Origin of the sequence: Vibrio chagasii, assembly GCF_002954585.1 — a bacterium.
Taxonomy (GTDB): domain Bacteria; phylum Pseudomonadota; class Gammaproteobacteria; order Enterobacterales; family Vibrionaceae; genus Vibrio; species Vibrio chagasii_A.
The window spans coordinates 1,611,782-1,634,947 of record NZ_MSCI01000002.1; the positions used below are offsets into that span (position 1 = coordinate 1,611,782).

Below are 23,166 nucleotides of genomic sequence, written 5' to 3' on the forward strand. Positions count from 1 at the left end.
CTAAACTACCTATCAGTAGGTAGGTAAATACAAGGCAAGCAATGAAATACGATTTTATTATAATAGGAGGCGGATTAAGCGGCCTCTACACAGCAGCATACCTAGAAAAAACTGGTTATAGCTACTTATTACTCGAAGCTAGAGAAAGGCTCGGCGGTAGAGTCTTATCATCTTCGAGCTTGACTGCAACAAGTCCAAGTGACCAATTTGATCTTGGCCCTTCTTGGTTTTGGCCCCAAATAAATCAGCGAGTTATGAGACTTGTCGATAGCCTATCACTACCAATCATAGAACAATACGAAACGGGCGACATGATGCTAGAGCAGGCGGGAGGTAAGGGGGTTCGCAAAGTACCTAATCAATTCTTTTCCGCACCTCAGTCCATGAGAGTTTCTGGGGGTATAGCACAATTAACCATGGGCGTTGCTGCACTTCTTAACCAAGATAACATTAAGTGTGGGCATCAATTACAAGGAGTTAATCATACTGAGAGCCAAGGATTTGCATTAGATGTTCTCCACCAAAAAAAGGCCATACGCTTAGAAAGTGAAAACATTATTCTTGCGCTTCCTCACCGTTTAATTGCAAATAACATTCGCTTTTCCCCTGCACTTCCAACAAAAGCACTCGAAGCTCTGAAAAGAGCACCCACATGGATGGCCGCCCATGCGAAATTCTTCGCACTTTATGATAAACCGTTCTGGCGGAAGAATGGATTATCAGGGTACGCAAATAGTCAAATTGGCCCACTGGTGGAAATTCATGATGCGAGTGCTGAAAATGGGCATGCTGCTCTATTCGGGTTTATAGGTTTCAATGCCGAAACACGAATGAAGCTAGGTACTGCACAATTAAAAACCATGGCGGTTGAACAGCTTTCAAGGATCTATGGTCCAGAAGCTTACAACACCACCGAAGTGAAGCTGTTAGACTGGTCAAAAGAAATTTACACAGCCGTTGAAGAGGATCAATTGCCCCCTTCCACTCATCCTCAATATGGGTTGCATACTTCGTTAGAACGACTAGAAAAACAGGGCATTTATTTTGCAGGTACTGAATCTGCAAAAGAGTTTGGAGGATTTATCGAAGGTGCCTTAGAAGCGGCAGAGCGTGTAATTCAAGAGATTGCTACACGGAAAAACTAGATTACTGATATAAATATTTGATAAATCTAAAGCGCCCTCATTTTATTAAATAAAGAGGGCGCTTTCTCATCACTTTGAGTCGCTTTCGCGGAATTCTAACCGCCTTTACTGACTAAGCTGTCGGAACTTAGGCAGACTCTTCACAAACCTTTGGTGTACGTCCATATAGGTTTGCATATAGATCTCGTCGATGTGCTCGTTACTTGGGAAGCTCGATGAGAAATCAACATGTTTGCGATCAATCGACAACTTTGCGGCTTCAATAATGTGTGCAATGAACATGCGTGGATCTTCCAATCCAATCGAGATACGCATCGTCGTTCGCTTGATACCTGCCTCATTGAGTGCCTCGTCGCTCAGTTCTGAGTGAGTGGTCAATGCAGGACACAGCGCCACCGTATTAGTTTGCCCAAGGCTTACTTGCATACCGATAGCGGGTTCAAGCATATCGAAGAACTGTTTGAATCCATCTCGATTGATTGGTGCGCGATTGCCGTTCCCTTCCATATCGATAGTAAACAGTGCGGCTGGCAGCCCTAAGTACATGTTGTGCTGACAGTGTTCATAGTTATCATTATCTGGCAAAGCAGGACACGACACATTAATGTCTGGATGAGAATCAAAGATCTTCGCCAGAGTCAGCGTATTAATGGTTTTCTGCACCACACGCATCTCATAGGTTTTCATGCCGTTAAGTACTTCAAACGCCTTGTCTGCATCTAAGAAGGCACCTTTAATGTAATACACATTCCAAAACAGGGTTTCGTTCCAAGGGATCGTCGCCTCATCGCCATTGGGCTTGATGAAAGTGACATCCTCTCCTTTTGGCACAAACATGGTCTCGTTGCGGCCAATCACAACACCTGCTGTGGTGGTGCCAGAGCCCGCCAGCTCTTTGGTGTATGAGTGAATCACATAATCTGGCCTTTCCATCACATCATCACGCTTGAGTACAGGGTGTAACAGTGGCGTCCCTACCGTCGAATCCACAATCACATCCCAACCGCGAGAATGAGTCGCCTTACTGATGTTAGCGACATCTAACACGTAGCCGTGCGGGTTACACGGTGACTCAAGGTAAACGTAGATTTTCTTTCCTACAGCGAGGCGATCAGCATACTTGTGTGCGACCTCATCAAGGCGAGTCGCAAACTCATCTCCTGAGTATCCGTCCACCCACTCTACCGCAACATTCAAGTTCGACGGCTTACCAAACCAATCTTCCAACAGTTGGTACGAACCACCATAGATATTGCGTGAAGCCAACACAATATCTTCATGACCAAGTAAATGGCTCAACAGCCCATCAATAGCCGCCATACCGGAATTAAAGTTCCATGCGAGGTACTCATTGGCTCTTGAGCCTGCCTCTAGATCAACCATGTGGTTCGCAAGTGAAATCGATGTCGGGTTGAGAAGTCGAGAATAGATATCATGCAATGGCTCTTTACCGTTGAATGCGTCTTCAATCCATTCAGTACAGGCAAACAAATAGGTCGCGGTACGAGTAATCACCGGGCTTGCGGAAAATATAGCCGCCACATTGTCGAAAATCGGATACGCGCCTTTTGAGGCAAAATTACCATTGTTAGTCGCAATGGATTGGTAAGTCGCGCGCATTGGGTTTTGCAGGTTATCGAGGATCTTAGCAATCTGGAACGACAAAAAGCGTTTGGCGTTAAACCAAGCGATACGGTCACTCTTATCCAGCTCTGAAAGGCCATCAACCGTCAAAGCCCAAAGGTCGTGTGTTTTGGTATTGGCTTTGTACAATGTCGTCGCTAATTCCACCAGCGTGGTGCCGTAATCGCTGCTTGGATCAATACCAAAGTGTTTTGCTTGCTCAATGGCAAGGGCTTCTGCTTGTTCGTGTTTGGTGGTTTTACGCAATGGGCTAAGTTGAGTTGAAGTATTCATAATTGCTGAGTCATTCCATCCTTGTTGTACCTCCTTTAATTTTAGTGTTACATAGATGTTAAATATTGCTATTTGCGAAGTAATACATACACTTTGAGCAATAATATTGCCGATTATGGTTTAATATTGATGGAATATGCCAATGGATGAAATTGACAAAAAGATACTGGCTGAACTGCAAAGCAACGCACGACTCACCAACCAAGAGTTAGCCGACCGCGTCGCGCTTTCTCCCTCCCCTTGTTTACGCCGAGTTCGAGCATTAGAGAAGCAAGGGATCATTCGTGGCTATCACGCCAGTGTCGACCAAGAAGCGTGTGGCCTGCCCGTGAATGTGTTTGTGTTGGTGAAACTTGAAAAGCCGACTGAAGAGAACATGCGAGACTTTGAGCAACACATTGAAGCGATTGATGAAGTATTAGAGTGTTTTTTAATGACGGGGAATCACGACTACCTATTACATGTGGTGAGTGAATCTCTCAAAAGCTACGAGCAGTTTATTCGCAAGCAGCTAACTCGTCTGCCCAATATTGCTTCGATTGAATCAAGCTTCGCGTTTGGACAGGTAAAAACAAAAACTAAGTTACCCGTAAGGTGAGTAAAACCGCGTTAAACCAAACTGAGAGACCACTTAGCCGTTTGTTTGTGCCATTGCCACAAGTTGCGTCACTTTAAGATCTATTTGTTCTACAACCCCTCTTACAAACTGGGCCCTTTCTCTCTCTGGCAGATCTATTGCACCAGCCAAATTGGGGATAGCCCAATGGAGCCGATGGGGTACGTGAGAGCAAACCAAGTTGACACATCCAATAAACAAGTGACACTGCTCATTACTTGCTTGGTCGCAAAGCGTAATCACGTAGTCAAATTTTTCATTGGTCTTTTTGTATTCAAATACTGTTTTACTCTCGCCAATTATTGCAACGTCAAGCATGTTAGACAACTCATCTAAGAGAACTTGGGGGGTTGGTCCTGGCTCAAAACCACAACAGCTAGCGTGTATCACCCCATTAGATTGCAGCTCGACAATCGCTTTAGCGATAGCCGCTCTTACACCTTTCTTCACGCACACAAACAGAACTTTGACGGGGGTGACATCCATACTTTAACGACCCTTTTTGTATTGGTTTTCTATATTAAACATAGATATTTAAGGAAGTTTTGCAATAAATCGGCGAATCAAGGGCAATGAGAATGGAATTAGTCATCGCCCATTCTATTCGACAAAAAGGATAAACAAGCCCATAGACAAGATATCTATCCTATATTTTTCATATAACTCCGAAAAATAACATGGAAGTCATTTAAGCATGACCAAGCTATCTTCTATTAGCCCCAAAGTGTTGCTTGTACTCTTTCTCTTGCTTACGTCTTTGACCTACGGCGGCATTTCACTTTATGTACTCTCTAATCACAGCCAATCGACCGTCAAACAACTGCAAAGCGGTAACAGTAGCTTCGAGCTTGAGTCTGCCAAAATTTTTATGGAGAAGTATCTCGAGGTTGCAGAAGACCGCATTGTTTTAGCTTCGCAATACCAAGGGGTCATCGACGCAGTGTCGGTCTCAAATATAGAACGGCTCTCATTTCATCTTGAGCGATTCAAGGGGCAGAACCAGTCAATGCAATTTGCCGTGCGAGACCGTACCGGCCAGCTGTTGTTTGAAGATACATTTCGTCACCCCGCATCAAAGCAAGAGCAAGCTATCTTTGACGCGATAGCGAATCAGGAAGTCGATGATCGTATCCTTTACCTTTTGCATGATGATGCTAACCATATTTGTATCAAGCTATTTATGCCGTTACTTCAAGGCAGCGATTTCGTAGGCGTGCTATATGGTGAAACCGCTGTCGATTATGATGATTTCTTTGGCTCGTTTGTCACGAACCGAGAGCGTTGGTACGAGCTCAGTCAAATAAGCTCACCGATCGCATCTCTTATTGAAGAAGATAACTCGCATACACACTCTCATGGCCATCATTCACACATACCAATTAAAAATAAATACAGTGAAGAAGACTGGCTATTGACTCAAACGGCTTTAACAAGAGGTGATTTAGTATTGACTCAAGGGGTAAGCCGCTCTTTTGTTACCAACCAGCTGTTAAGCTTACAGAAGGAGCTGATAAATGGGCTTTTGATTGTATTAGCACTCAGTTCAATTTTAGTGTTTTTTATCGGGCAAAAATTATTCGTTAATCCCCACAAAGAATTGGCTGGTTCCAAAAAGCTCCTAGAGGAATCCAACAAACGACTAGCAGAGCAAGAACGTGAAAGTCACCTTCTTGCCACCGTAGTCAAGACAGCCAGAGATGGCGTTGTGATAACCGATAATAAAGGACGTATTGAGTGGGTAAACAGTGCTTTTGAACGAATGACAGGTTACCGCTTAGACTCCATCAAAGGGTTAAGGCCAGGCTCATTTTTACAAGGTGAAGAGACTTCTGTTAGCACAATAAATCGAATAGGTTCTGCGATTCAACAAGGAAATCAAGTTAAAGCAGAAATATTGAATTACGCGATCGATAAAACGCCCTACTGGATTGATATTGATATCGTACCTTTACGCAACGTTAAAGGTGAAGTTGAACGTTTTATCGCCATTGAACGTGATATCACAGAATTTAAGCAGCTTGAGAAGGAGTTAGAAGAACAAGCAAATAATGCACGACAAGCAAATGATGCAAAATCACTGTTCTTGGCGACAATGAGCCATGAAATTCGAACCCCAATGAATGGCTTACTGGGTATTCTACAGATGTTGGTTGAAGACTTGGAAAAAGCTGAGCAAAGGGAAGTTCTTCAGTTAGCCCTCGACTCAGGCGAGCACTTAATTGCCATTCTTAACGATATTCTAGACTTAGCCAAAATAGAGAATGACAGTTTAGAAATTGATCCGCATTCATTCAAAATGTGCGACGTCACTAATCCCGTATTAAACACTTATCAAACCTTATGTTCAGAAAAAGGGATTGAGTTTTCTTTACTAGATAACAGCAATACGTCCTCTGTCTACAGGGGCGATTCAGTTCGGATACGACAAGTCATTCTAAATTTAGTTGGGAACGCATTGAAGTTTACAGCGAGCGGTTCAATTACTGTCAGCATCAATCCACTGGCTCACTCAGCGATGGGGTTTATGGTCGAAGACACAGGCATCGGCATCCCAGCAGAAAGACTGAGCTCTATCTTTAATGAGTTTGAACAAGCAGACGTCTCAACAACTCGGCACTATGGTGGGACCGGACTTGGATTGGCAATTTGCCATAAACTTGTGACCTTGATGAACGGCAAACTTACTGTACAAAGCGAGCTTGGTACAGGAAGCAAGTTCAGCTTTGTCATAAACCTACCATCAATTGAGGCTGAAGATGATAAGCATCCAATAACAGAGCAAGTCGATCTGTCTCCATTTAAGATTCTTGTGACAGATGACAATAAAATGAACCTTATCATCGCCAAAGGATTCTTGGATAAATTAAACGTAGAGTGCGTTACCTGTAATAGTGGCTTTGAGGCTTTAAGGCACTTAGAAACCGGTCATTTCAACCTATTCATTATTGATAACCATATGCCAAAAATGAATGGTTTGGAAACAGTTCGAAAAATACGACAAGCAGGACATGATGACCTTGTTATTTTTGGCTGGACTGCCGACATCATGCAAACATCAACTCTAGCTTTTATTGAGGCAGGTGCAAATGAAGTGTTAACGAAACCACTGATTAAGTCAGACTTAGTGGAGGCACTTTCTCGTTACCTCAAGCAAATAAAATAATAGGTAAAACAAGCTGGGTCAGAGCTTGCTTTACCTTGATTAACGTTTAGTCTGAAAGAAACCAATAATAGAAATAATTAAACAGGATCAGCGCATATAAGTTACGCTAACCTAGGTAATGATTATTCTTTACGTGCATTCATCGGATAACTTCTTGAACCACTATACTGAATATCTTTATAACTACCCTTCATTGTTCCTTTTGCAACAGAGACATAATTAATCGTCACTGCTGGATTTCCAGAAAAACCATTGATGTTCACCTCTATTTTCCCATCTTTCTTAGAAGCGAGCCCTGTACCTGATTTAAATACATTACCATTATGTTCATAAGTCATGGCTACGCGGATATCTGTACTCGGATAAGCTTGATCAAGAAATTGTAACTTCCAATTTTCCGACAAACTCCACCTTGTATTAACTAACATATTGAGCGTATTTGGGTTTGTTAAATTTTTGGCTATTTTTACGTTTCCATATTGGTCCATAAAAATTATTTCATCGGAGCCATCCCCATCAGTATCACCTAAGGCAAAATGCGAAACTTGCTGCCCACCTAAAATGTCTTCAATGACAAATTCGCTTTCTGCAGCAACACACGAGCTAAAAATGACTAAAGGTAGAAACGAACTTTTTATCTTATTTGACAACACAATATTTCACTCAAAATTTAATCGAAGTTAATATATAAAATTTATTTCCGTGCTATTCAATAGATAATTAAAACAAATCACTAAAATGGAGTTATCCGCCCGTAAATCAAAGAAATTAAATTTAATTTTATCTATAAACACTTTCAACAACAGCTTTGAATCTTTGAATCTTTGAATCTTTGAATCATGACACAACATAGATAGCATGGAGATACGATATAAATCATAAAATATAAAGTCATAACAGTATTTAATGACCTGATATAAATGAAATTATCTTCCATTTTACCTGAGGTGAAAATTTAACTTTATCGTGTTCTTGACCCCATATCTTGATCCTCTACTGCACCTTCGATTTGAATCGATAGTTCATCGATTAACTTAACCGTTCCCATATGATCGAAATAGTAAAAAGCGTAGAGCTTGAATTTAGCTCGGCTACCATCGTTCTTGGTCACCTCGACAGTGTGTATTTCTGAGACAGTTCCATCAGCATCAACGTTTACATCTTCAAACACAATATCCATTCTAGTCAGCTGTTCGCTTAAAACTGACGCATGTTGAATAAATTCATCATGTGTGTTTTTGTCATCACCAAATTTCTGAACGAAACTTTCAGATATCATCGATTTTAGGTGAGACTTATCACGATCAATAAACGCTTTAAATGTTTCCTCCAAAAATTGGTTCGCCTGAATATTCGACTGGTCTTCAAACTGCACTGTTAGAGTTGGTGACATATCTTGTTCTATCACCGACTCTGCACTAGCAAAGCCAGAATTAAATAACAAAGATAACAAGATTGTTGAGCACTTTACTCTATTTAAAATATTAACCATCATTAAAACCTAATTTATTTTAAAATCTAAATTTACGATAAAGTGGTCAGGTAAAGGTAATTAATCTACGCCGATCTCTTCATACGAGACGCCAATACATAATATTTACAATTAAAAAGTAAAGACTCTCGCCATAATAACAGCCTGCACTTGCATGATTAATGATCAACTATCGATCCAAAATCCAGATACGCAATCCTCCCCTATTAACATTAGATACCCATTAATGAAACAGCAATTGAAAGTAATTTGGCGACAAGTCAAACAACACCAAACAATTATTGATAATAAGATTTACACGATGTACATTCACAAGAACCATAAAAAATACGATCTCATATGAAAAAATTATTAATCTATCTGTTTTTAGTAAGCAGCTCTGGCTGCAATTCAAATGATAATAAACCCCAACCCGAGCAGTCTAGCTCTCCGGTCGTTCTTGATATAAACGTCGCTCCTATTATGACCGGTTCTTGGTACCGCCCGCCTGTTTCAGTCACGTGGCAATGGCAGCTAGAAGGCAATTTAAACACCTCTTACTCTGTCGCTCTCTATGATGTAGACCTTTTTGATACGAGAAACACGACAATAAAAAAATTACAACAATCAGGAATAAAAGTGGTGTGTTATTTTTCAGCAGGCTCTTATGAGGATTATCGAGATGATAAAGAACTCTTCTTGCCAAACACACTTGGAAACACTCTTGATGGCTGGGACAACGAACGCTGGCTTGATATTCGTTCAGCGAACGTTCATTCAATCATGAAAAAACGTCTGGATATTGCCAAGAACAAAGGTTGTGATGGTGTTGAACCTGATAATATGGATGGGTACACCAATAACTCTGGTTTCAATCTGACGTCTCAAGATCAGCTCGCGTACAATCGATTTATTGCAAATGAGGCGCATAAAAGAGGCCTTGCGGTCGGATTAAAGAATGACCTGGACCAAATAGGTGAACTAGTCGAGTACTTTGACTTTGCTGTTAACGAACAATGTTTTGAGTACAACGAATGTGACGCACTGCTGCCCTTTATTAATCACGGTAAGCCCGTTTTAACAGCGGAGTACTTAGATAAGTATGTCAACAACCCAAATGAGAGAGCAACAATCTGCCAAGAATCTAGGGACAATCTATTTAGCACCCTAATCTTACCTTTGGATTTAAACGACAGTTTTAGGTTTAGCTGTTTGTAAAGCACGCGTAATCCTAAAAATAACTGTACCGAAACTATCTAGAGCGGTTTAACTATTATATATAGCGACTAGAGAAAAAATGTGTGCACTATAGAGTTTGCTATTGTCCAAAATCTTGAGCACAGAACCAAAAGGTATTGCCTTATTCCTGACTCGCCACAAGAACAAGGGCCTCGAAAGTGCGAAGCTTAAGTTTTATCAATCGAATAATTACAGATCCCCTACTTCAACGCTTCCATTGATGCTGTTTTGTACAGTTTAGCATTGTTACATTGCCTCATTCCTCAAGGTAGTAAACGATTAATTACCTTGGCAAAGGTTGGTAGGTTGAAAAGGAAAGTAAGGTAACTCATAACGAGCGGACACATCATAACTTCCTGACAAACACTGAGAGGCTAAATATTGATCAATAATTTGCGCGGCTCATTACACAGTGACGCGATATTGATGATAGGAAGTTGACTACGAAACTGCGCGGTGAGTATGACCTTTTTACCGTCATTAAGGCCGCTTCGACATTGTGTCAAAGTCGCTTCAGTATCTAGCTGGTGTGCGTTCTCGATAATCTGAATATCAGCGTTTTTTTGATAGTAACGTGTTAGCCAAGATATCGCCTGCTCTTCTACGCTGGTGAGCACGATGACATTTTTTGTTGCCATCAGATCGTTGAGTTCAAGTTGTTTAAGTTCCGTTTCTATAAATACTCTCTTCGTCGAGTCAGTAACCATCAAATTAAAGTCTGCTACCCAGTGTCGCCTGTGCCAAATGATAGCCTCTATCTATCATCTTCTTTGAGCGTTCAAACTCTAAGGTGCCACAGGCATTACATGGGACTTCAAGGGTAATATCGGCAGGATAAGCGGCTAATTTCTGGCGAGCAATGGTCGACTGCATCGCATCAAACGCTTGGTTGGCAATGTCGTAAGCTGCAAAGTTGAAGCTCATTTTACTTTTGACGTTATTGCCTAGGTTATCGATAAAATTAGCAACCTTATCGTGCAGGTTGCTCTCTTTCGTCGGCAGGGAAACTGGTGTCACTTCTTGTTTAAACAGTTCAGGTTCGCCGCCTAAGTTCACCACAGCTATCGTGACATCTGTGTTGTCGCCGAAGGTTGGTGCAATCGGTACAGGATTAAGCACTTCGCCATTGATGGCATGAGGTGTAAAGAACAGCGGAAGGAAGATAGAGGTACGAATGGCATCAAAAAGAAATCCGGGCTTGAGCCAAACCTCTTTCTCAGCCGCGACGTTGGCAGCAACTGTCCCACAATGGCCCCAGATTAAGTGCACATTTACCCTTGGCACTTTTCGACTCAAAAGTATTCGAAAAGCCAATGTGTTCATTGATTTAAAGGGGTATAGGTGAAACAAATTAGGGTTTAATTTTTTTGACTACGTTATCGTGAACTGGAAATAAAAGCGTAGGAGAGCCCTAACTTAATGAATGAGTCCTTCAACTCAACTGTAAAATATGCAATAAAACGCTTACTGAAGGAATCAAGAAACGCTTTCAATTTTCCTCTTGTTTGTGTGGCATACACTACTGTTAAAGCAATCGCTAGGTCAGTCAGAACCGCATTAGAGCCAGTGAATTTGAAACAAAATTCCAGTAAAACCTAAGCAATTTTAAAAGGTAGTTTCAAGAAGCATTAGGGTAACTAAGCTTCTATAAAGTTAGATAGCGTTGAGTAAACAACATGAATATTAATCAAAGAATTAGAGGCGATCACGCCTCTTACATTAGCAATTTATACACTATTGATTGCCGACTTGGAACGAACCCCAACGGTGCTCCACCCTTATCTGATGCAATAAAAGAGACACTACTCGATGATCTAAGCGATTATTACTCTTTTAACCATATCGCGAAGTTATCAGTGTTGACGGCTAACTATATCGGGACCGCTCCGGACCGCGTTTTTTTCTCTAATGGCTCTATGCCCATGCTTTCGACGATTTTCTCTAAGTTACTCGGCGACAATATGACGATGCTCGGCTTGGGACCCCAATTTGTGGATGCAGTATCTGAGTTTATACAGCTCGGAGGCTCTTATAATGCCCTCAAATATAGCCCTGGCATTATTCCTATTTTCTGCGAAGAGATCAGAACCACTGCCCCATCAATTGTTTATATTGACAACCCAAACAATCCAACCGGTCGAGCATACTCTCGCGAGGAATTAGAGCCAGTAGTCGAGGCTTGTCAAGATTCTGACTCAATACTTTTAATCGATGAGGCTTATGGGGATTATTTAAAAAAGAGTGAGAGTATGGCTCAGTTTGCCAACGAATTTAATAATGTAGTGGTAACACGTAGTTTTTCTAAGGGGTTAGGCTTAGCATCTTGTCGTCTTGGCTACGCTGTAGTCTCTCCTAATTTACGAGATTATTTGTCAAGAATCATTATCCCATTCACACCATCATTAACGTCAATCAAGATCGCTTGTGATGTGTTACCAAATATCGACAGCTTTCTTGAGAAGTGCAAAACAGATTGCCGGGAAATCAAAAAGACGATGATCGACGAACTACAACAATGCGGAATAGAAGTCGTGCCGACAAATGACGAGACGCCGATTTTTTTGGCTTATAAAAGAGGTGAAAGCTTAGCTAGCTGGTTTGATGACCGCGGAATATTGGTCGAGTCCGCTCACCATTTTGCACTAACAGACAGCACATTAACTAAAGAGTATTGTCGACTAAGGATCGTTGGTAACACACACGACCTTGAGCACTTTATCTACAGACTAAAATAGCCTTGCATTCTCATTTTCGTAGGATTTCAACCAACCACTTTCTTACCTATCTACATACTCCTATATGCGGATGCAGTCTATTTGGTTTGAAATGTGGTTGATTATCACAGACGGCTTCTTTTATCGCAGATAATAATTCAATCCATTTAACGTCTATCTGTTAAGCTATTATTGCTTCGATATTTTATCTTCCCACTCTGCCGCCCAATCTCTTAAAGGGTCGAGTGTTTGCATTAAAGACACTCCTAACTCTGTTAGTTTATAGCCTTCCGATGTTGTAAAAACTAACTCAGCTTCAGTTAACTGCTTAATCCTAGTATTTAAAACCGAAGGGGACATGCTGTCGCATCGTTGTTGTAGTCCTCTGAAGCTCAAAGGTTCAGAGTTCAGCTCCCACATGATCCTCATATTCCACTTTCGGCCCAACAGATCGAATAAAGCCATGATGGCTATACCCGAGCTAGATCCTCTTACTAATTTTTTAGGTAATGGTGTTGTCATAAATCTTGCGCTTCTAAAAAAGTAGCAATATAATTCGCTACGAAATAAGTAGCAATTTTATATCAATTTATTTGAAAAGCGAGAATTATATGTACCTAGTAGATATGACCTTTACAGACATGACAAAAATAACTCCAGAGCTAACTGATAAGCATAAGAATTATCTTGAAGGAGAATATAAATCAAACAATCTATTGTTTGGTGGGAGGAAAGTACCTAGAACTGGGGGCATACTTATTTCGCAACATGCAAGTAAACGAGAGCTTGAGCAAGTATTAAATTCAGATCCATTCATTAAAAGCGGAGCTGTCACGTATTCAATTGCTGAATTTATTCCTGTAATGGCTTCTAAAGCTTATCAAGGTATCGTAGCCTAACAAAAGAGCTTGGCGTCAATAATTGATTTCTGACGCTATTCTTGTCCCCCATTAAACGGCCTCTGTTTCTTCCCTCCCTAATCACAACAAGTGCGCTACAAAACATGAACCGATCGATTTTCTCGAGTCTTTCTAACCTAGCACTTTCATACTGAACGATACCTTATTAATCCTGAAGCTAAACCTCCTACAAAAAACAAACTATCTTGCGGCTTCCACGCAAGCCAAGGCACTCTACGACTAATGTCTAACTACCTGAGTCTATTTGTTTTTTTGGGTTTGGTATAAGGTACCAACAACTAAATATTAACGAATCTTTAATTATAAGTTGACGCATTGTTTGCACATCTGCATGAGTCAATAACGTTTGTTGGAACAACACACCTTAGAGTGTGAAAGAAAGGAATCAAAATGAGCAGTACTTTAGAGTCCGTAAATATACCAAGAGAGGAGCCTCAGACCCATGAGGACGAACTCTCCTATGAACAACAACACAAACCAAGCTCAGAGTTTGAATCCCGAGAAAAGTATCTAGAGCACGAATTACAAATCATGTCGCCGAAGCGCTGGCGTCCAAATTTACCGTTTAAAGACTATCGATTTGAGATAGAAGACACCATCCCTGCGATGGCTGCGACCATTGGTAAAGTAGTAATGGTCGGTGCAATTGCTGCCACTTTTGCTGGAGCGCTTGGGTTAAATGAAGACTTTATTCTAGAAAACGTTCGATACGAACTCCTTATTGCCTCTGTCTTTATCATCCTTTTTTCTGGTTTTCTACTACCAACGGCCAACCTCGCAGGTACGCACGGCCCACTTATTCCATTGATCCCTATCGTAGTTGCAGCTGGAGGGCACCCTATGGCATTCGGCTTGTTAATTGGCGCTTTCGGCTTGTTATTAGCCATCAGTAAAGGTGGCAGTATGTTGGCTAACCTCACCAGTAAAGGCGTGTGTGGTGGCTTGTTGCTCTACCTTGGATTTGTGGGCACCGCTTCTCAGGTGAAAAAACTGTTCGCTTGGGCCGAAGGCATCGGCATGAGCCACATCGCTTTTGTGGTGATATTTTGTACCATTATTCTGTACGCGCTATTGGAGCATTTCCGCAAGCGTTGGCTAGCAGTGCCTCTTAGCTGCTTGTTGGGTGGTACGATTGCATTTGCTCTGGGTGCGCCATTTGCTTTCCACACCGAGCCAGGCTTACCTAACATGAACCCTATGTATTGGTGGGGAGAAAATACAGGTTGGATGTTAGGCCTACCGACAATTGAACACTTCATGGTAGTACTGCCGTTCGCGATTCTTGCGGTGGCGATGTGGTCGCCAGATTTCTTAGGGCATCAAGTATTCCAAAAGATCAGCTACCCAGAGCGTACTGGCAAAGTACATATGAACATTGATGACACCATGACTACAGCGTCTATTCGTCAAACATTCGGATCGCTACTTGGTGGTACTAACTTTACGTCTTCATGGGGTACTTACATCGTACCTGCGGCGATTGCGAAACGTCCTATCCCTGCGGGTGCTTTACTAACGGCTCTGTTCTGTATCATCGCCGCTATTTGGGGCTACCCAATGGACTTAGCTATTTGGCAACCTGTACTTTGTGTCGCCCTGATTGTGGGTGTATTCGTTCCACTATTAGAGGCGGGAATGGAGATGACGCGTGAGGGTAAAACCACGCAATCGGCAGCGATTGTTGTGTTCTCATCAGCACTCGTCAATCCGGCATTTGGTTGGTCAATCACTATGCTGCTAGACAATTTAGGATTGGTCGGCTGTAAAGAGCGTAGCAGTGAACTAAGTAAGATGAGCCGCTGGGTTCTTCCCGGTATTATGTTTGTTGTACTGACAAGCGTGATGGCGTTGGTCGGCCTTCTACCAGGGATTCCAGCTCTTATCTCAAGCTTTCGTTAAGCTAGACTGATAGCTAATTTCCATAATAATACAAAGGCTTTGAAGCCTTAATTTATCTATCTATGATTGCTTGGCTAACTCAGCCGACTCCGTCAACACAGTGTTACAATGCTATCGTTGCTCAAAAATCGAAAGTCACAAGTTAGTCAAAGTTACTCAATTACAATTAATTAGCACTATCGTTAACTTGATTCCTCAATAATGGTTGGGGTTTTATATCGCGAAGGAATAACAGGAATACATATGAATCCAAGTCTCAGCGAAGTATTGCAAGCTCTTCAGGACAGTTGGTCTATAGACAGCACTGATGACCCAGAAAATTGGAACCCGTCCAACCCGAGCCGTGGGCAGTGCGGGATGTCCTCACTCATAATAAATGACTACTTTGGTGGGAAGTTAGTGCTATGGAAAGTTTTTGTGGGTGAAGAACAAGACGGCGTACATTATTCAAACGAATTACCAGACGGCACTCCATTCGACTCGACTGGTGATCAGTTTTGGGATACAGAGGAGTTAAAAGAACCTCTATCGTTCGAAAGGCCAAGTGAACTACCAAAGAATGGAGCTGACCGTTATCTGAGACTATCAGATTTGGTACGTAGTAAGTTGGAACGCGAGCAGGAAGAAAAGTCCATCTCAACCTAAGGCTCAAGGTATATGACTTAAAGAAGCCCACTACGAAGTGGGCTCAAGTTTATTAATTTGAATAAATTTAAGTTCTCTATTTTAGGGAAAATCCATTACCAATTTATATCTAAAAACAATCCTTTATTTTATGTGTATCACTCGAATGATTAGCTTGGAACATCCTACCGGGTGTAATCGAAACATATCGCTTACCCATTGTTACTTCAATGCTAATTGTCTAGCGCCTATCTACATAGATTTTAATCGAGATCCAAAATGCTGATATACATAGTCATTGTCGAAACCATCAACATTCTGACTCGAGAAAATCAGCGGTGTAGAACCTTGGTTTAATGCTGCTTTCTGGGACTCCACAACTAACATGTTCATGATCATCATGCCCGCTATGCTTGAAAAAGCGCCCGTCACTTTTCCGTTTACATTACATAGGCCATCACCAGGCGGAACCTGATTATCAATAACAACATCAGCGATATCCATCAGCTTTAGACCAGAGCTATGGCGGCTTGGATATTTTGATGACTGTTCGATCGACGTTATCGCAATAACTTGATGTCCTTTAGACTTAGCAATCTGTGCGAACTCTATTGGGAGAGCATTCCGCCCTGAATTAGAAATGACCATCACTACATCATTAGCTAAAATATTCTGTTCATTCCAAATAACTTCGGCTAATCCTGGTAACTTTTCCATAGCCGAACCTCTTAGTGCACCATCATTGGTTAGTAGCACCGAGTCTAAGATAGCATTGACATTGCCAAGGCCACCAGCTCGAATAAACCCTTCTAGACCAACCATGTGCGAGTGACCTGTCCCTAAGACTTGTATCATATTGTCGTTAACAATAGCTTGAGCAAATAACTCCGTTGCTTGAGATAACGCCTTTTGGTTGACCTCCACAAGTGAGGTAAGCTTTGGTATTAAACGATTCAAGTATTCAGACATGCTTGTGTTCTCCTGTACTCTTTGACGATGATTCAAACATATCAGCCCTATCTTACATTAGTGATACTATTCCACTAAAAAGTGATACTTTTATTGATCATTGAACAATACGTGTCAATATGCGTTCACATAACCAATAATTTAAAACGGCTTGGAATGAAAGCAACAATACAGAAAATACCTCAAAGGCATGGCTGGTCCTGGCGCTATAAAAAATTTGAAGAAACCTTCAAACCGGAAAGTTGGCATGCTCATCAAGAATTTGAACTGGTTTTGCATCGCAACTTTCAAGGTAAATCGAGAATTGAAACCTTTGAAGGACAGATAAAACACAACGAACTACTACTAATTGGCCCAGGCCTTGCCCATAGCTTCGAATCACGAGATTCAGATGAAAAACATCCGTGTGAAACTCATGTCATCTGGTTCAGAGAGGAGTGGATCGGCCAACTCATGTACAGCAGTGCCGAGCTTCGACAGTTGGCTCCTATCATTCGCAATGCCAACAAAGGTATAAGATTTACAACACAAACAGCAGAGAAGGTTTACCAACACCTCATTAACTTTAGTGAACTATCCCCAATTGCGCAGCTTGCAGTCTTCATTCAGGTTTTGGGAGAACTGTGCTCTGATCAACATGTTATCGAGCTACTGCCCTATTATTCGCGAGGAGAAAAAGAAAAGGCTAGTAATGATTTCAGCAAAATAGATAAGGTTTGCCAGTACATAGATCAGCACTATTCATCAGATATTACTTTGAAAAAGCTTGCCAATTACGTACATGTAAGTGAAAACACTGTACATCGTTGGTTCACACAACACTTTAACGAAAGTTACATCACCTATTTGACAAAGTTAAGGTTGAATCATGCTTCTCAATTGCTCACAACAACGTCGCAGCCCATTAACTTAATTGCAGAAAGAGTAGGCTATACTAATCGATCTAACTTTAATCGCCTGTTTAAAAAGTACAAAGGCATATCACCTTCAATGTACCGTCAGAAATTCAGATGAACAATAGTTTATTCAAGTCTTGTCTGATTTACACGATATATTCCTGTCTATTTTGACACTTCAGTCGTCTCATAAGGGTTCATACAGAGTTATTTATCAACTCCGAGAACCCAATTTACTTTAGCGTAGAAAACGCGCTTTCCTCAGTCACTACCGCCATCACGGGCAAGGCACAAAGAACACCGATTCTTGTTTACAGCATGCGTTATATGACAAGAGAAACGTGCTAAATCTAGAGATGCTTACCAAGAACATCCCAAGCCATCTTACGAATTTATCTTCCTCGACTTACCTCAGCACTCCTAGCCCCAACTTCTTCATGTCATAGTTGATCTAATAGATAAAAAGCTCTAAATATCTGGACACACTTTTACTCACAGAACTTGTTGATGTTGAATATGTCATTAACTACCATAATTCGAATACTTAGTGACCACACAGGACGTAAATATGACTTCATTTCAATTTTATAAGAAAGATACAACGTCAACACATTTAGATGTACATAGTGACTCATTTGCGAGAGAAAACGCTCAACTTATTGAGCAAGAGTTCGAGCCAATAGGTGACATTATAGAAGCAGAAAATAGCCAAATTGCGCATGAAACGTTTAAATCAATGTGTGACCATGAATTAGAAAACTTGGCGAAGTCGCAACTGTTGGTAGGGGTTCTTACAGCGGGAACTGGCGGTGTGTAACATCATCTTTACTGTCAATTTGCTGCACTGACTCGACTTATTTAACGTAGATCACACTAAGCTGGGCTATATCGTCTAACATTGAGATGGGACTAAGTCTCAATAAATATTAGGTATTTTCGCCTTGATGTGGTGTTTGTTTTGCTTTAGACAGAGGCAAACTTTAAAATTTTCTTGCTAAAAAGGTAGAAAACTTTATAGTATTCTCAAGTTAAAAATGAGAACCAACATGTCATTGCAAAAAAAACAATCCAAAGTATCACTGAACATCAAAATCCCTTCAGACTTGGATGCTCGCCTTAAACTAGCGAGAAAAGCAGCGCGTGAACAAGGGCTTATGTTCAATGTATCCCAAGAAGTTGAAAAATTTCTTGAGAAAAAATTAAAACAAGTTGAACGTCAATTATCTATAGATGAGGAGATTAAGAATAACCTAAAGGAACTTGGTGGATTTGATATAGATGAAATGATGAAATCGATGGATTAAAAATACTAACAAGTATTGATTTAATTGAATTACAAACGATAACAAGTGTGGAGATGATTATGGGTACAATAATTGGACTGTTAATTTTAGTTGGGATAGATTTACTCTTAAAGCGTCAAACGGGGCTTCATTTGCATCAGTGGATTGCAAAAAAAATCCAAGACTCTCAAAACAAGAAATAATCGATTCTCATAAAAGTGAAAGAATTCATTATTTTGCCGATTTGATGTAAGAATTGCTTGTACCAAACATAGGAGAAAATGGTATCAAGCGCTGATAATACAGATTGGTATTATCAGTACCGACCTACATAGTCGAGTTTTTAGAAATGCAGGCTCTACGATTCTCAAAAACTAAGGCCAAGTGATCACGAGGCCTTAGTTTTACCTATCTAGCAACTTCCCGCTCCCCATTTTGGGTCCAATCATTTAAGTGTAGCTGAGTCCGTTTTGCCACTGCTTTCGAAACTCTTCAAGCTCATTAATAAATAACTTAAAACGATTAGGAGTATGTAGACTTGGCTTATAGAAAGCATAGAGATGATTTACTTCGAACCATAAGTTATGGAACAACGGTATTAATTGACCACTTAACACATACTCTCTAGCATGCGTAATCGGAAGTAAGGCAATACCTAAGCCTTCTAGCGCCATAGAAGTTGCAATGTCGATGGAATCTGTTGTCATTTGTCCTTCCACACTAACCTCGCGTCTTTCTCCATCTGAGTTTTCCAATTGCCAATAGCGTTCGACTCCTACCCTGTTCACCTGGGTAATACACTGGTGTTGTTTCAGTTCATCAACGGATGTCGGCATACTCGCTTCGTTGAGGTATTTAGGTGAAGCGTAACAAGCACGCTGGAACTGAGATAACTTACGACAAACAATCCTATCGTCACTAGGTTCTATGGGAGAAATAACCAAGTCTATATTATCCATCACTTTTAAGTTATCGACAGATAAGGTACGCCAATGGATATCAATGTTGGGAAATTTTTGGTGGAATGTAGGTAGAAAGTTTTGCACTAAAAATCTCGACATGGAAGATAAACTCCCTATCCGTAACCGACCGTTTATACCTTGCTTTTGGACTTGGAGCTTTTCGACGCTGTATTCGACTAAGCTTAAAATATCTAATGTGGACTCCAAAAAATTTTCACCATGCGGTGTGAGGCTAATCTTATTTCCGATTCGATGAACTAATGTCACATTGAGCTTTTTTTCTAAATTTCTAATTTTCCGACTTAAGGTAGGCTGGCTTGTTTCTAGTGTGCTTGCAGCTTCGGTAAAGTTTAAGTGTTCGGCTAAAACTACAAACATCTTTAAAGATTCTATATCCATGATTACTACTGATAGTTCTAATTTTAAATGAATTCTCCCACCATTAACCACATTAGTAAAGTGGTTTTAATCTATACCATTTTTGAATAACTGCTATTTAATAATGTGTCTAGGGTATAACAAGCGCATGGTGTATTGTTTCATATACTAAACCTCAAATCAGTCAACGTCATAAAATGGATTTTATATGTCAAGGTTAGAAAACACACCTACAAAATGGTTATTTATTATTATAATGTCAGCAATATCATTGTCATGCCTAACAATGTTTTTGGTTATTAGTTCTTCCAATAAAATTATTCGTGAAAATAGTCACTGGGTTAATCATACATATCGAGTGATGCTTGAGGTCGATAAAGCAGTCGAGCAAGTTGTTAATATGGAAACTGGATACAGGGGTTATATGATTACGGGAAACAAGAACTTTCTTGAGCCCTATTACCAAGGTAAAAAGAAGATTCATATAGCACTTGAGGATTTGATTGAACTAACTAAAGACAATAACACCCAAACGATAGCGTTTAACTCGGTTCTTGCCGAGGTGAACAATTGGCAAAGTGAAGTGTTAGATGCTGGTATCGCGATTAGGGAGATAGGGTCGAATAAAGCAGCTTCTGAATTTGTGAACGAAGCGACAGGAAAGGCGTATGTTGATAAGATACGAAGTATACTTGATGAAGCATCTGGAAGAGAGGAGGCATTGCTTATTCAGCGCGCCATCGATCAGAGGGTATCATTAGAAAATCTTCAGCTATGGACTTTAATCACTTTAGGCATCAGTTGGCTTATCTCAGCACTTATTCTTTTTCTCGCAAGCAAAACAATTCTAAAAAATGTAGACGATATCTCAGTAGCTATAGATTGCTTTGCTAAAGGTGAGATTAAACTAATAAATGCTGAACCCTCCCAAAATGAGTTTTACAAGATTAGACAGTGTTTTAACCGTTCAATGGCGCAATTGACCTCATTAATTAATGAACTAACGTTATCTTCAGAGCAATCTAATTTAGCAACCGGCAAGCTATCAACGGTAATGGAAAGTACAGCGAATAATGCTCAGACTGAATTAGCTCAGGTTGACGAAATTTCTACAGCTATCAGCCAACTGTCGAGTACAGCTCGTGAGGTCTCCTCAAATGCGACTCAAGCAGAAGAGCAAACAAGAATTGCTTTGTCGAGTGTTGAAAATGGGAGTCATTTACTGCAAGAGTCAACAGAACTTACTTCCCGAATGAGCGGATCTATTCAAGTGACGGCGGGGTTGATTGAAGATCTAAAGAATAGTGCAATAAACATAAGTGAAGTGACGAATATTATTAGTTCTATATCAGAACAAACAAACTTACTGGCGCTGAATGCTGCAATTGAAGCTGCTAGGGCTGGAGAGCAAGGCCGTGGTTTCGCGGTGGTCGCAGATGAAGTTCGAAGTTTAGCGGGTAAGACACAAGAATCTACGCGCAGCATTCAAGAAATCATAACGCGCTTGCAAAACCAATCAAAGCAGGCGAATGACAATATCATATCTGATGTAGAGTCGATAAAAGCATCTGTTGATATATCGGAAAAAGTGATGGCAGCATTTAAGGAAATTGATGCGTCGGTTAAGACTATTTCAGATATGAATGCATTAGTTGCTACAGCTTCTCATCAGCAGTTTTCTGTTACAGAAAGTATTGCAGTCACTACGATCAAAGCACGCGACCTCGTCAATGAAAATGCAAGTGCCGTGCAGCAGTGTCAGTCTGCCACTGATAAACTTGTTACGTTTGCAAAAAAACAAAACAACGAACTTGCTTTCTTTAAAGTTATAAAGTGCTGACATTCCTTTCCTAACGTCTCTCGTGGGTTATACCTGCTAGATTGAAAGCATATTTACCCTAGAAGTTAGGATAACAGGAAAAGTTTAGTCTACACTCAATAGGTGACAATATTCATATTTAACTTACAGATGTGATATTAGCGATAGCATGAGAAAATAGCCAACAGCATTTATTGTGAAAGCATACCATCTCAGGCTTTACCTCGCAGTCCGCTTTTAGTATCTGTGCATTGGTCACGCAGTGAAACTTTTTAAAGGAGCGTGAAGATGGATGAGAACTCGGATATATTAGGTCCACCAGTTTCTTTCGCTGAATTTAATGATTTATGCGACTGTAAACTGACAGATGAACACCAACATAAACAATCTCCTCAAATAGTGGGCAAATATTTATTATTAGAATTGAGTGATACTAAACCCTTAAGTTAATCTGCTCTTGTATGACATTCTCCATTTGTCTTTACTCGTAAATACTGAGCACAATAATAAGTGGCTTCCCATCACGATTTTTATTCATTGCTCGCTTATGTTTAACTTTTCTAAAACGGATTTTGTTCAATCCAGAGTAAAAGCTTAAACCTCTCATTAACCAAAGGCTCTGTATCAGGAGGCCTTTGGTTTGTTAAACAGATAGACAGCCCTACTCCAATGATTTTACTGCTTTCTTCAACAGATCAATGGGCTCAATGCGCTAATGCCATTACGCACTTACTGCTAATGTCCCACGAAGGCTAGTCAAAATGCGCTCAACAGACTTCCCCTATAATTCCATCTCGAATGAAGTTGGCCGAGCTCTTGAAAAATCCTCACGATAGGAAGGAGAAACTATTTCTCGCTGAATATACTGTTACGACTATCACGAGCACTATTTAGTGGAATCTTAATTTACCTTGTGTGGGTGGCTACAAAGTGTTAATAATTATCTCCATGAACAAAATTTACCTAAACGTAAAAACCACCACTACCACCATGAGGCGACTCAGGAGGTAGTGGTTTGCGTCAATAAAAGACCTCTGAGTGATTCATCGCCAGAGGTTTTTTTGTATCTAGGCTTTATATTTCACTCAGAATTAACTGGAGAAAAATATGAAGAGACAACGAGAAATCACCCAGCAACTTATTACACTTCG

The 23,166-nt window shown here is 40.6% G+C and carries 21 protein-coding genes and 1 pseudogene; 13 read left to right on the plus strand and 9 right to left on the minus strand.

Annotated elements, in window-relative coordinates; all coding sequences use genetic code 11:
- Positions 1-41: 41 nt before the first annotated feature.
- A complete protein-coding gene (locus tag BTO10_RS15585; protein ID WP_105025150.1) occupies positions 42-1,145 on the plus strand; it encodes a flavin monoamine oxidase family protein in 1,104 nt (367 codons plus the stop codon).
- Between the two features lie 105 nt (positions 1,146-1,250).
- On the opposite strand, the gene BTO10_RS15590 is transcribed toward BTO10_RS15585, so the two are convergent.
- Complete coding sequence (locus BTO10_RS15590) at positions 1,251-3,062, minus strand: PLP-dependent transferase (protein WP_105025151.1); 1,812 nt, start codon at positions 3,060-3,062, stop codon at positions 1,251-1,253.
- A gap of 142 nt (positions 3,063-3,204) precedes the next feature.
- On the opposite strand from BTO10_RS15590, the gene BTO10_RS15595 reads away from it, so the two are divergent.
- Positions 3,205-3,660, plus strand: a complete 456-nt coding sequence (locus BTO10_RS15595) for an Lrp/AsnC family transcriptional regulator (protein WP_032548816.1) — start codon at positions 3,205-3,207, stop codon at positions 3,658-3,660.
- 33 nt (positions 3,661-3,693) lie between these two features.
- Here BTO10_RS15595 and BTO10_RS15600 read toward each other — a convergent pair whose 3' ends face one another.
- Positions 3,694-4,164, minus strand: coding sequence for an arsenate reductase/protein-tyrosine-phosphatase family protein (locus tag BTO10_RS15600; RefSeq protein WP_105025152.1), 471 nt, complete (start codon positions 4,162-4,164; stop codon positions 3,694-3,696).
- 208 nt (positions 4,165-4,372) lie between these two features.
- On the opposite strand from BTO10_RS15600, the gene BTO10_RS15605 reads away from it, so the two are divergent.
- Positions 4,373-6,841 (plus strand): PAS domain-containing hybrid sensor histidine kinase/response regulator, encoded by a 2,469-nt coding sequence (locus BTO10_RS15605; protein ID WP_105025153.1) that lies wholly within the window; start codon positions 4,373-4,375, stop codon positions 6,839-6,841.
- A gap of 122 nt (positions 6,842-6,963) precedes the next feature.
- On the opposite strand, the gene BTO10_RS15610 is transcribed toward BTO10_RS15605, so the two are convergent.
- Together BTO10_RS15610 and BTO10_RS15615 are read right to left on the minus strand one after the other, a co-directional pair.
- Entirely contained in the window at positions 6,964-7,494 is a 531-nt protein-coding gene (locus BTO10_RS15610; RefSeq protein WP_004741743.1) for a hypothetical protein, read from the minus strand.
- A 308-nt stretch (positions 7,495-7,802) separates the two neighbouring features.
- Complete coding sequence (locus tag BTO10_RS15615) at positions 7,803-8,234, minus strand: hypothetical protein (RefSeq protein WP_100205989.1); 432 nt, start codon at positions 8,232-8,234, stop codon at positions 7,803-7,805.
- A gap of 438 nt (positions 8,235-8,672) precedes the next feature.
- On the opposite strand from BTO10_RS15615, the gene BTO10_RS15625 reads away from it, so the two are divergent.
- Positions 8,673-9,530: an endo alpha-1,4 polygalactosaminidase gene (locus BTO10_RS15625; protein WP_105025156.1), complete on the plus strand. Its 858-nt coding sequence runs from the start codon at positions 8,673-8,675 to the stop codon at positions 9,528-9,530.
- Positions 9,531-9,925: 395 nt separating this feature from the next.
- Here BTO10_RS15625 and BTO10_RS15630 read toward each other — a convergent pair whose 3' ends face one another.
- A complete protein-coding gene (locus BTO10_RS15630; RefSeq protein WP_105025157.1) occupies positions 9,926-10,258 on the minus strand; it encodes a hypothetical protein in 333 nt (110 codons plus the stop codon).
- Between the two features lie 4 nt (positions 10,259-10,262).
- Positions 10,263-10,790, minus strand: a pseudogene (locus tag BTO10_RS15635) (patatin-like phospholipase family protein); the annotation flags it as partial.
- A 437-nt stretch (positions 10,791-11,227) separates the two neighbouring features.
- Here BTO10_RS15635 and BTO10_RS15640 point away from each other — a divergent pair.
- A complete protein-coding gene (locus BTO10_RS15640) occupies positions 11,228-12,286 on the plus strand; it encodes an aminotransferase class I/II-fold pyridoxal phosphate-dependent enzyme (RefSeq protein WP_105025158.1) in 1,059 nt (352 codons plus the stop codon).
- Between the two features lie 168 nt (positions 12,287-12,454).
- On the opposite strand, the gene BTO10_RS15645 is transcribed toward BTO10_RS15640, so the two are convergent.
- Complete coding sequence (locus tag BTO10_RS15645) at positions 12,455-12,787, minus strand: winged helix-turn-helix transcriptional regulator (protein ID WP_004741737.1); 333 nt, start codon at positions 12,785-12,787, stop codon at positions 12,455-12,457.
- An 89-nt stretch (positions 12,788-12,876) separates the two neighbouring features.
- Here BTO10_RS15645 and BTO10_RS15650 point away from each other — a divergent pair, with 89 nt between their 5' ends.
- The 3 genes from BTO10_RS15650 (at position 12,877) to BTO10_RS15660 (ending at position 15,729) form a co-directional block, all read left to right on the plus strand.
- Positions 12,877-13,164, plus strand: coding sequence for a YciI family protein (locus BTO10_RS15650; protein ID WP_004741736.1), 288 nt, complete (start codon positions 12,877-12,879; stop codon positions 13,162-13,164).
- Positions 13,165-13,575: 411 nt separating this feature from the next.
- On the plus strand, positions 13,576-15,084 hold the full coding sequence (locus tag BTO10_RS15655) for a DUF3360 domain-containing protein (RefSeq protein ID WP_105025159.1): 1,509 nt from the start codon (positions 13,576-13,578) through the stop codon (positions 15,082-15,084).
- A gap of 243 nt (positions 15,085-15,327) precedes the next feature.
- On the plus strand, positions 15,328-15,729 hold the full coding sequence (locus BTO10_RS15660; RefSeq protein WP_004741734.1) for a YunG family protein: 402 nt from the start codon (positions 15,328-15,330) through the stop codon (positions 15,727-15,729).
- 231 nt (positions 15,730-15,960) lie between these two features.
- Here BTO10_RS15660 and BTO10_RS15665 read toward each other — a convergent pair whose 3' ends face one another.
- Positions 15,961-16,677, minus strand: coding sequence for a sugar isomerase domain-containing protein (locus BTO10_RS15665; RefSeq protein ID WP_105025160.1), 717 nt, complete (start codon positions 16,675-16,677; stop codon positions 15,961-15,963).
- A gap of 156 nt (positions 16,678-16,833) precedes the next feature.
- On the opposite strand from BTO10_RS15665, the gene BTO10_RS15670 reads away from it, so the two are divergent.
- The 3 genes from BTO10_RS15670 to BTO10_RS15680 all read left to right on the plus strand — a co-directional run bounded on the left by BTO10_RS15670 (position 16,834) and on the right by BTO10_RS15680 (position 18,877).
- Entirely contained in the window at positions 16,834-17,691 is an 858-nt protein-coding gene (locus BTO10_RS15670; RefSeq protein WP_105025607.1) for an AraC family transcriptional regulator, read from the plus strand.
- 450 nt (positions 17,692-18,141) lie between these two features.
- Positions 18,142-18,390, plus strand: coding sequence for a hypothetical protein (locus BTO10_RS15675; protein ID WP_004741731.1), 249 nt, complete (start codon positions 18,142-18,144; stop codon positions 18,388-18,390).
- 229 nt (positions 18,391-18,619) lie between these two features.
- On the plus strand, positions 18,620-18,877 hold the full coding sequence (locus tag BTO10_RS15680) for a hypothetical protein (RefSeq protein WP_105025161.1): 258 nt from the start codon (positions 18,620-18,622) through the stop codon (positions 18,875-18,877).
- A 428-nt stretch (positions 18,878-19,305) separates the two neighbouring features.
- On the opposite strand, the gene BTO10_RS15685 is transcribed toward BTO10_RS15680, so the two are convergent.
- A complete protein-coding gene (locus tag BTO10_RS15685; protein ID WP_258098938.1) occupies positions 19,306-20,217 on the minus strand; it encodes a LysR family transcriptional regulator in 912 nt (303 codons plus the stop codon).
- A 187-nt stretch (positions 20,218-20,404) separates the two neighbouring features.
- On the opposite strand from BTO10_RS15685, the gene BTO10_RS15690 reads away from it, so the two are divergent.
- Both BTO10_RS15690 and BTO10_RS23520 read left to right on the plus strand, forming a co-directional pair.
- Entirely contained in the window at positions 20,405-22,036 is a 1,632-nt protein-coding gene (locus tag BTO10_RS15690; RefSeq protein ID WP_105025162.1) for a methyl-accepting chemotaxis protein, read from the plus strand.
- Positions 22,037-22,303: 267 nt separating this feature from the next.
- Complete coding sequence (locus tag BTO10_RS23520; RefSeq protein ID WP_170222476.1) at positions 22,304-22,465, plus strand: hypothetical protein; 162 nt, start codon at positions 22,304-22,306, stop codon at positions 22,463-22,465.
- Positions 22,466-23,166 lie beyond the last annotated feature (701 nt).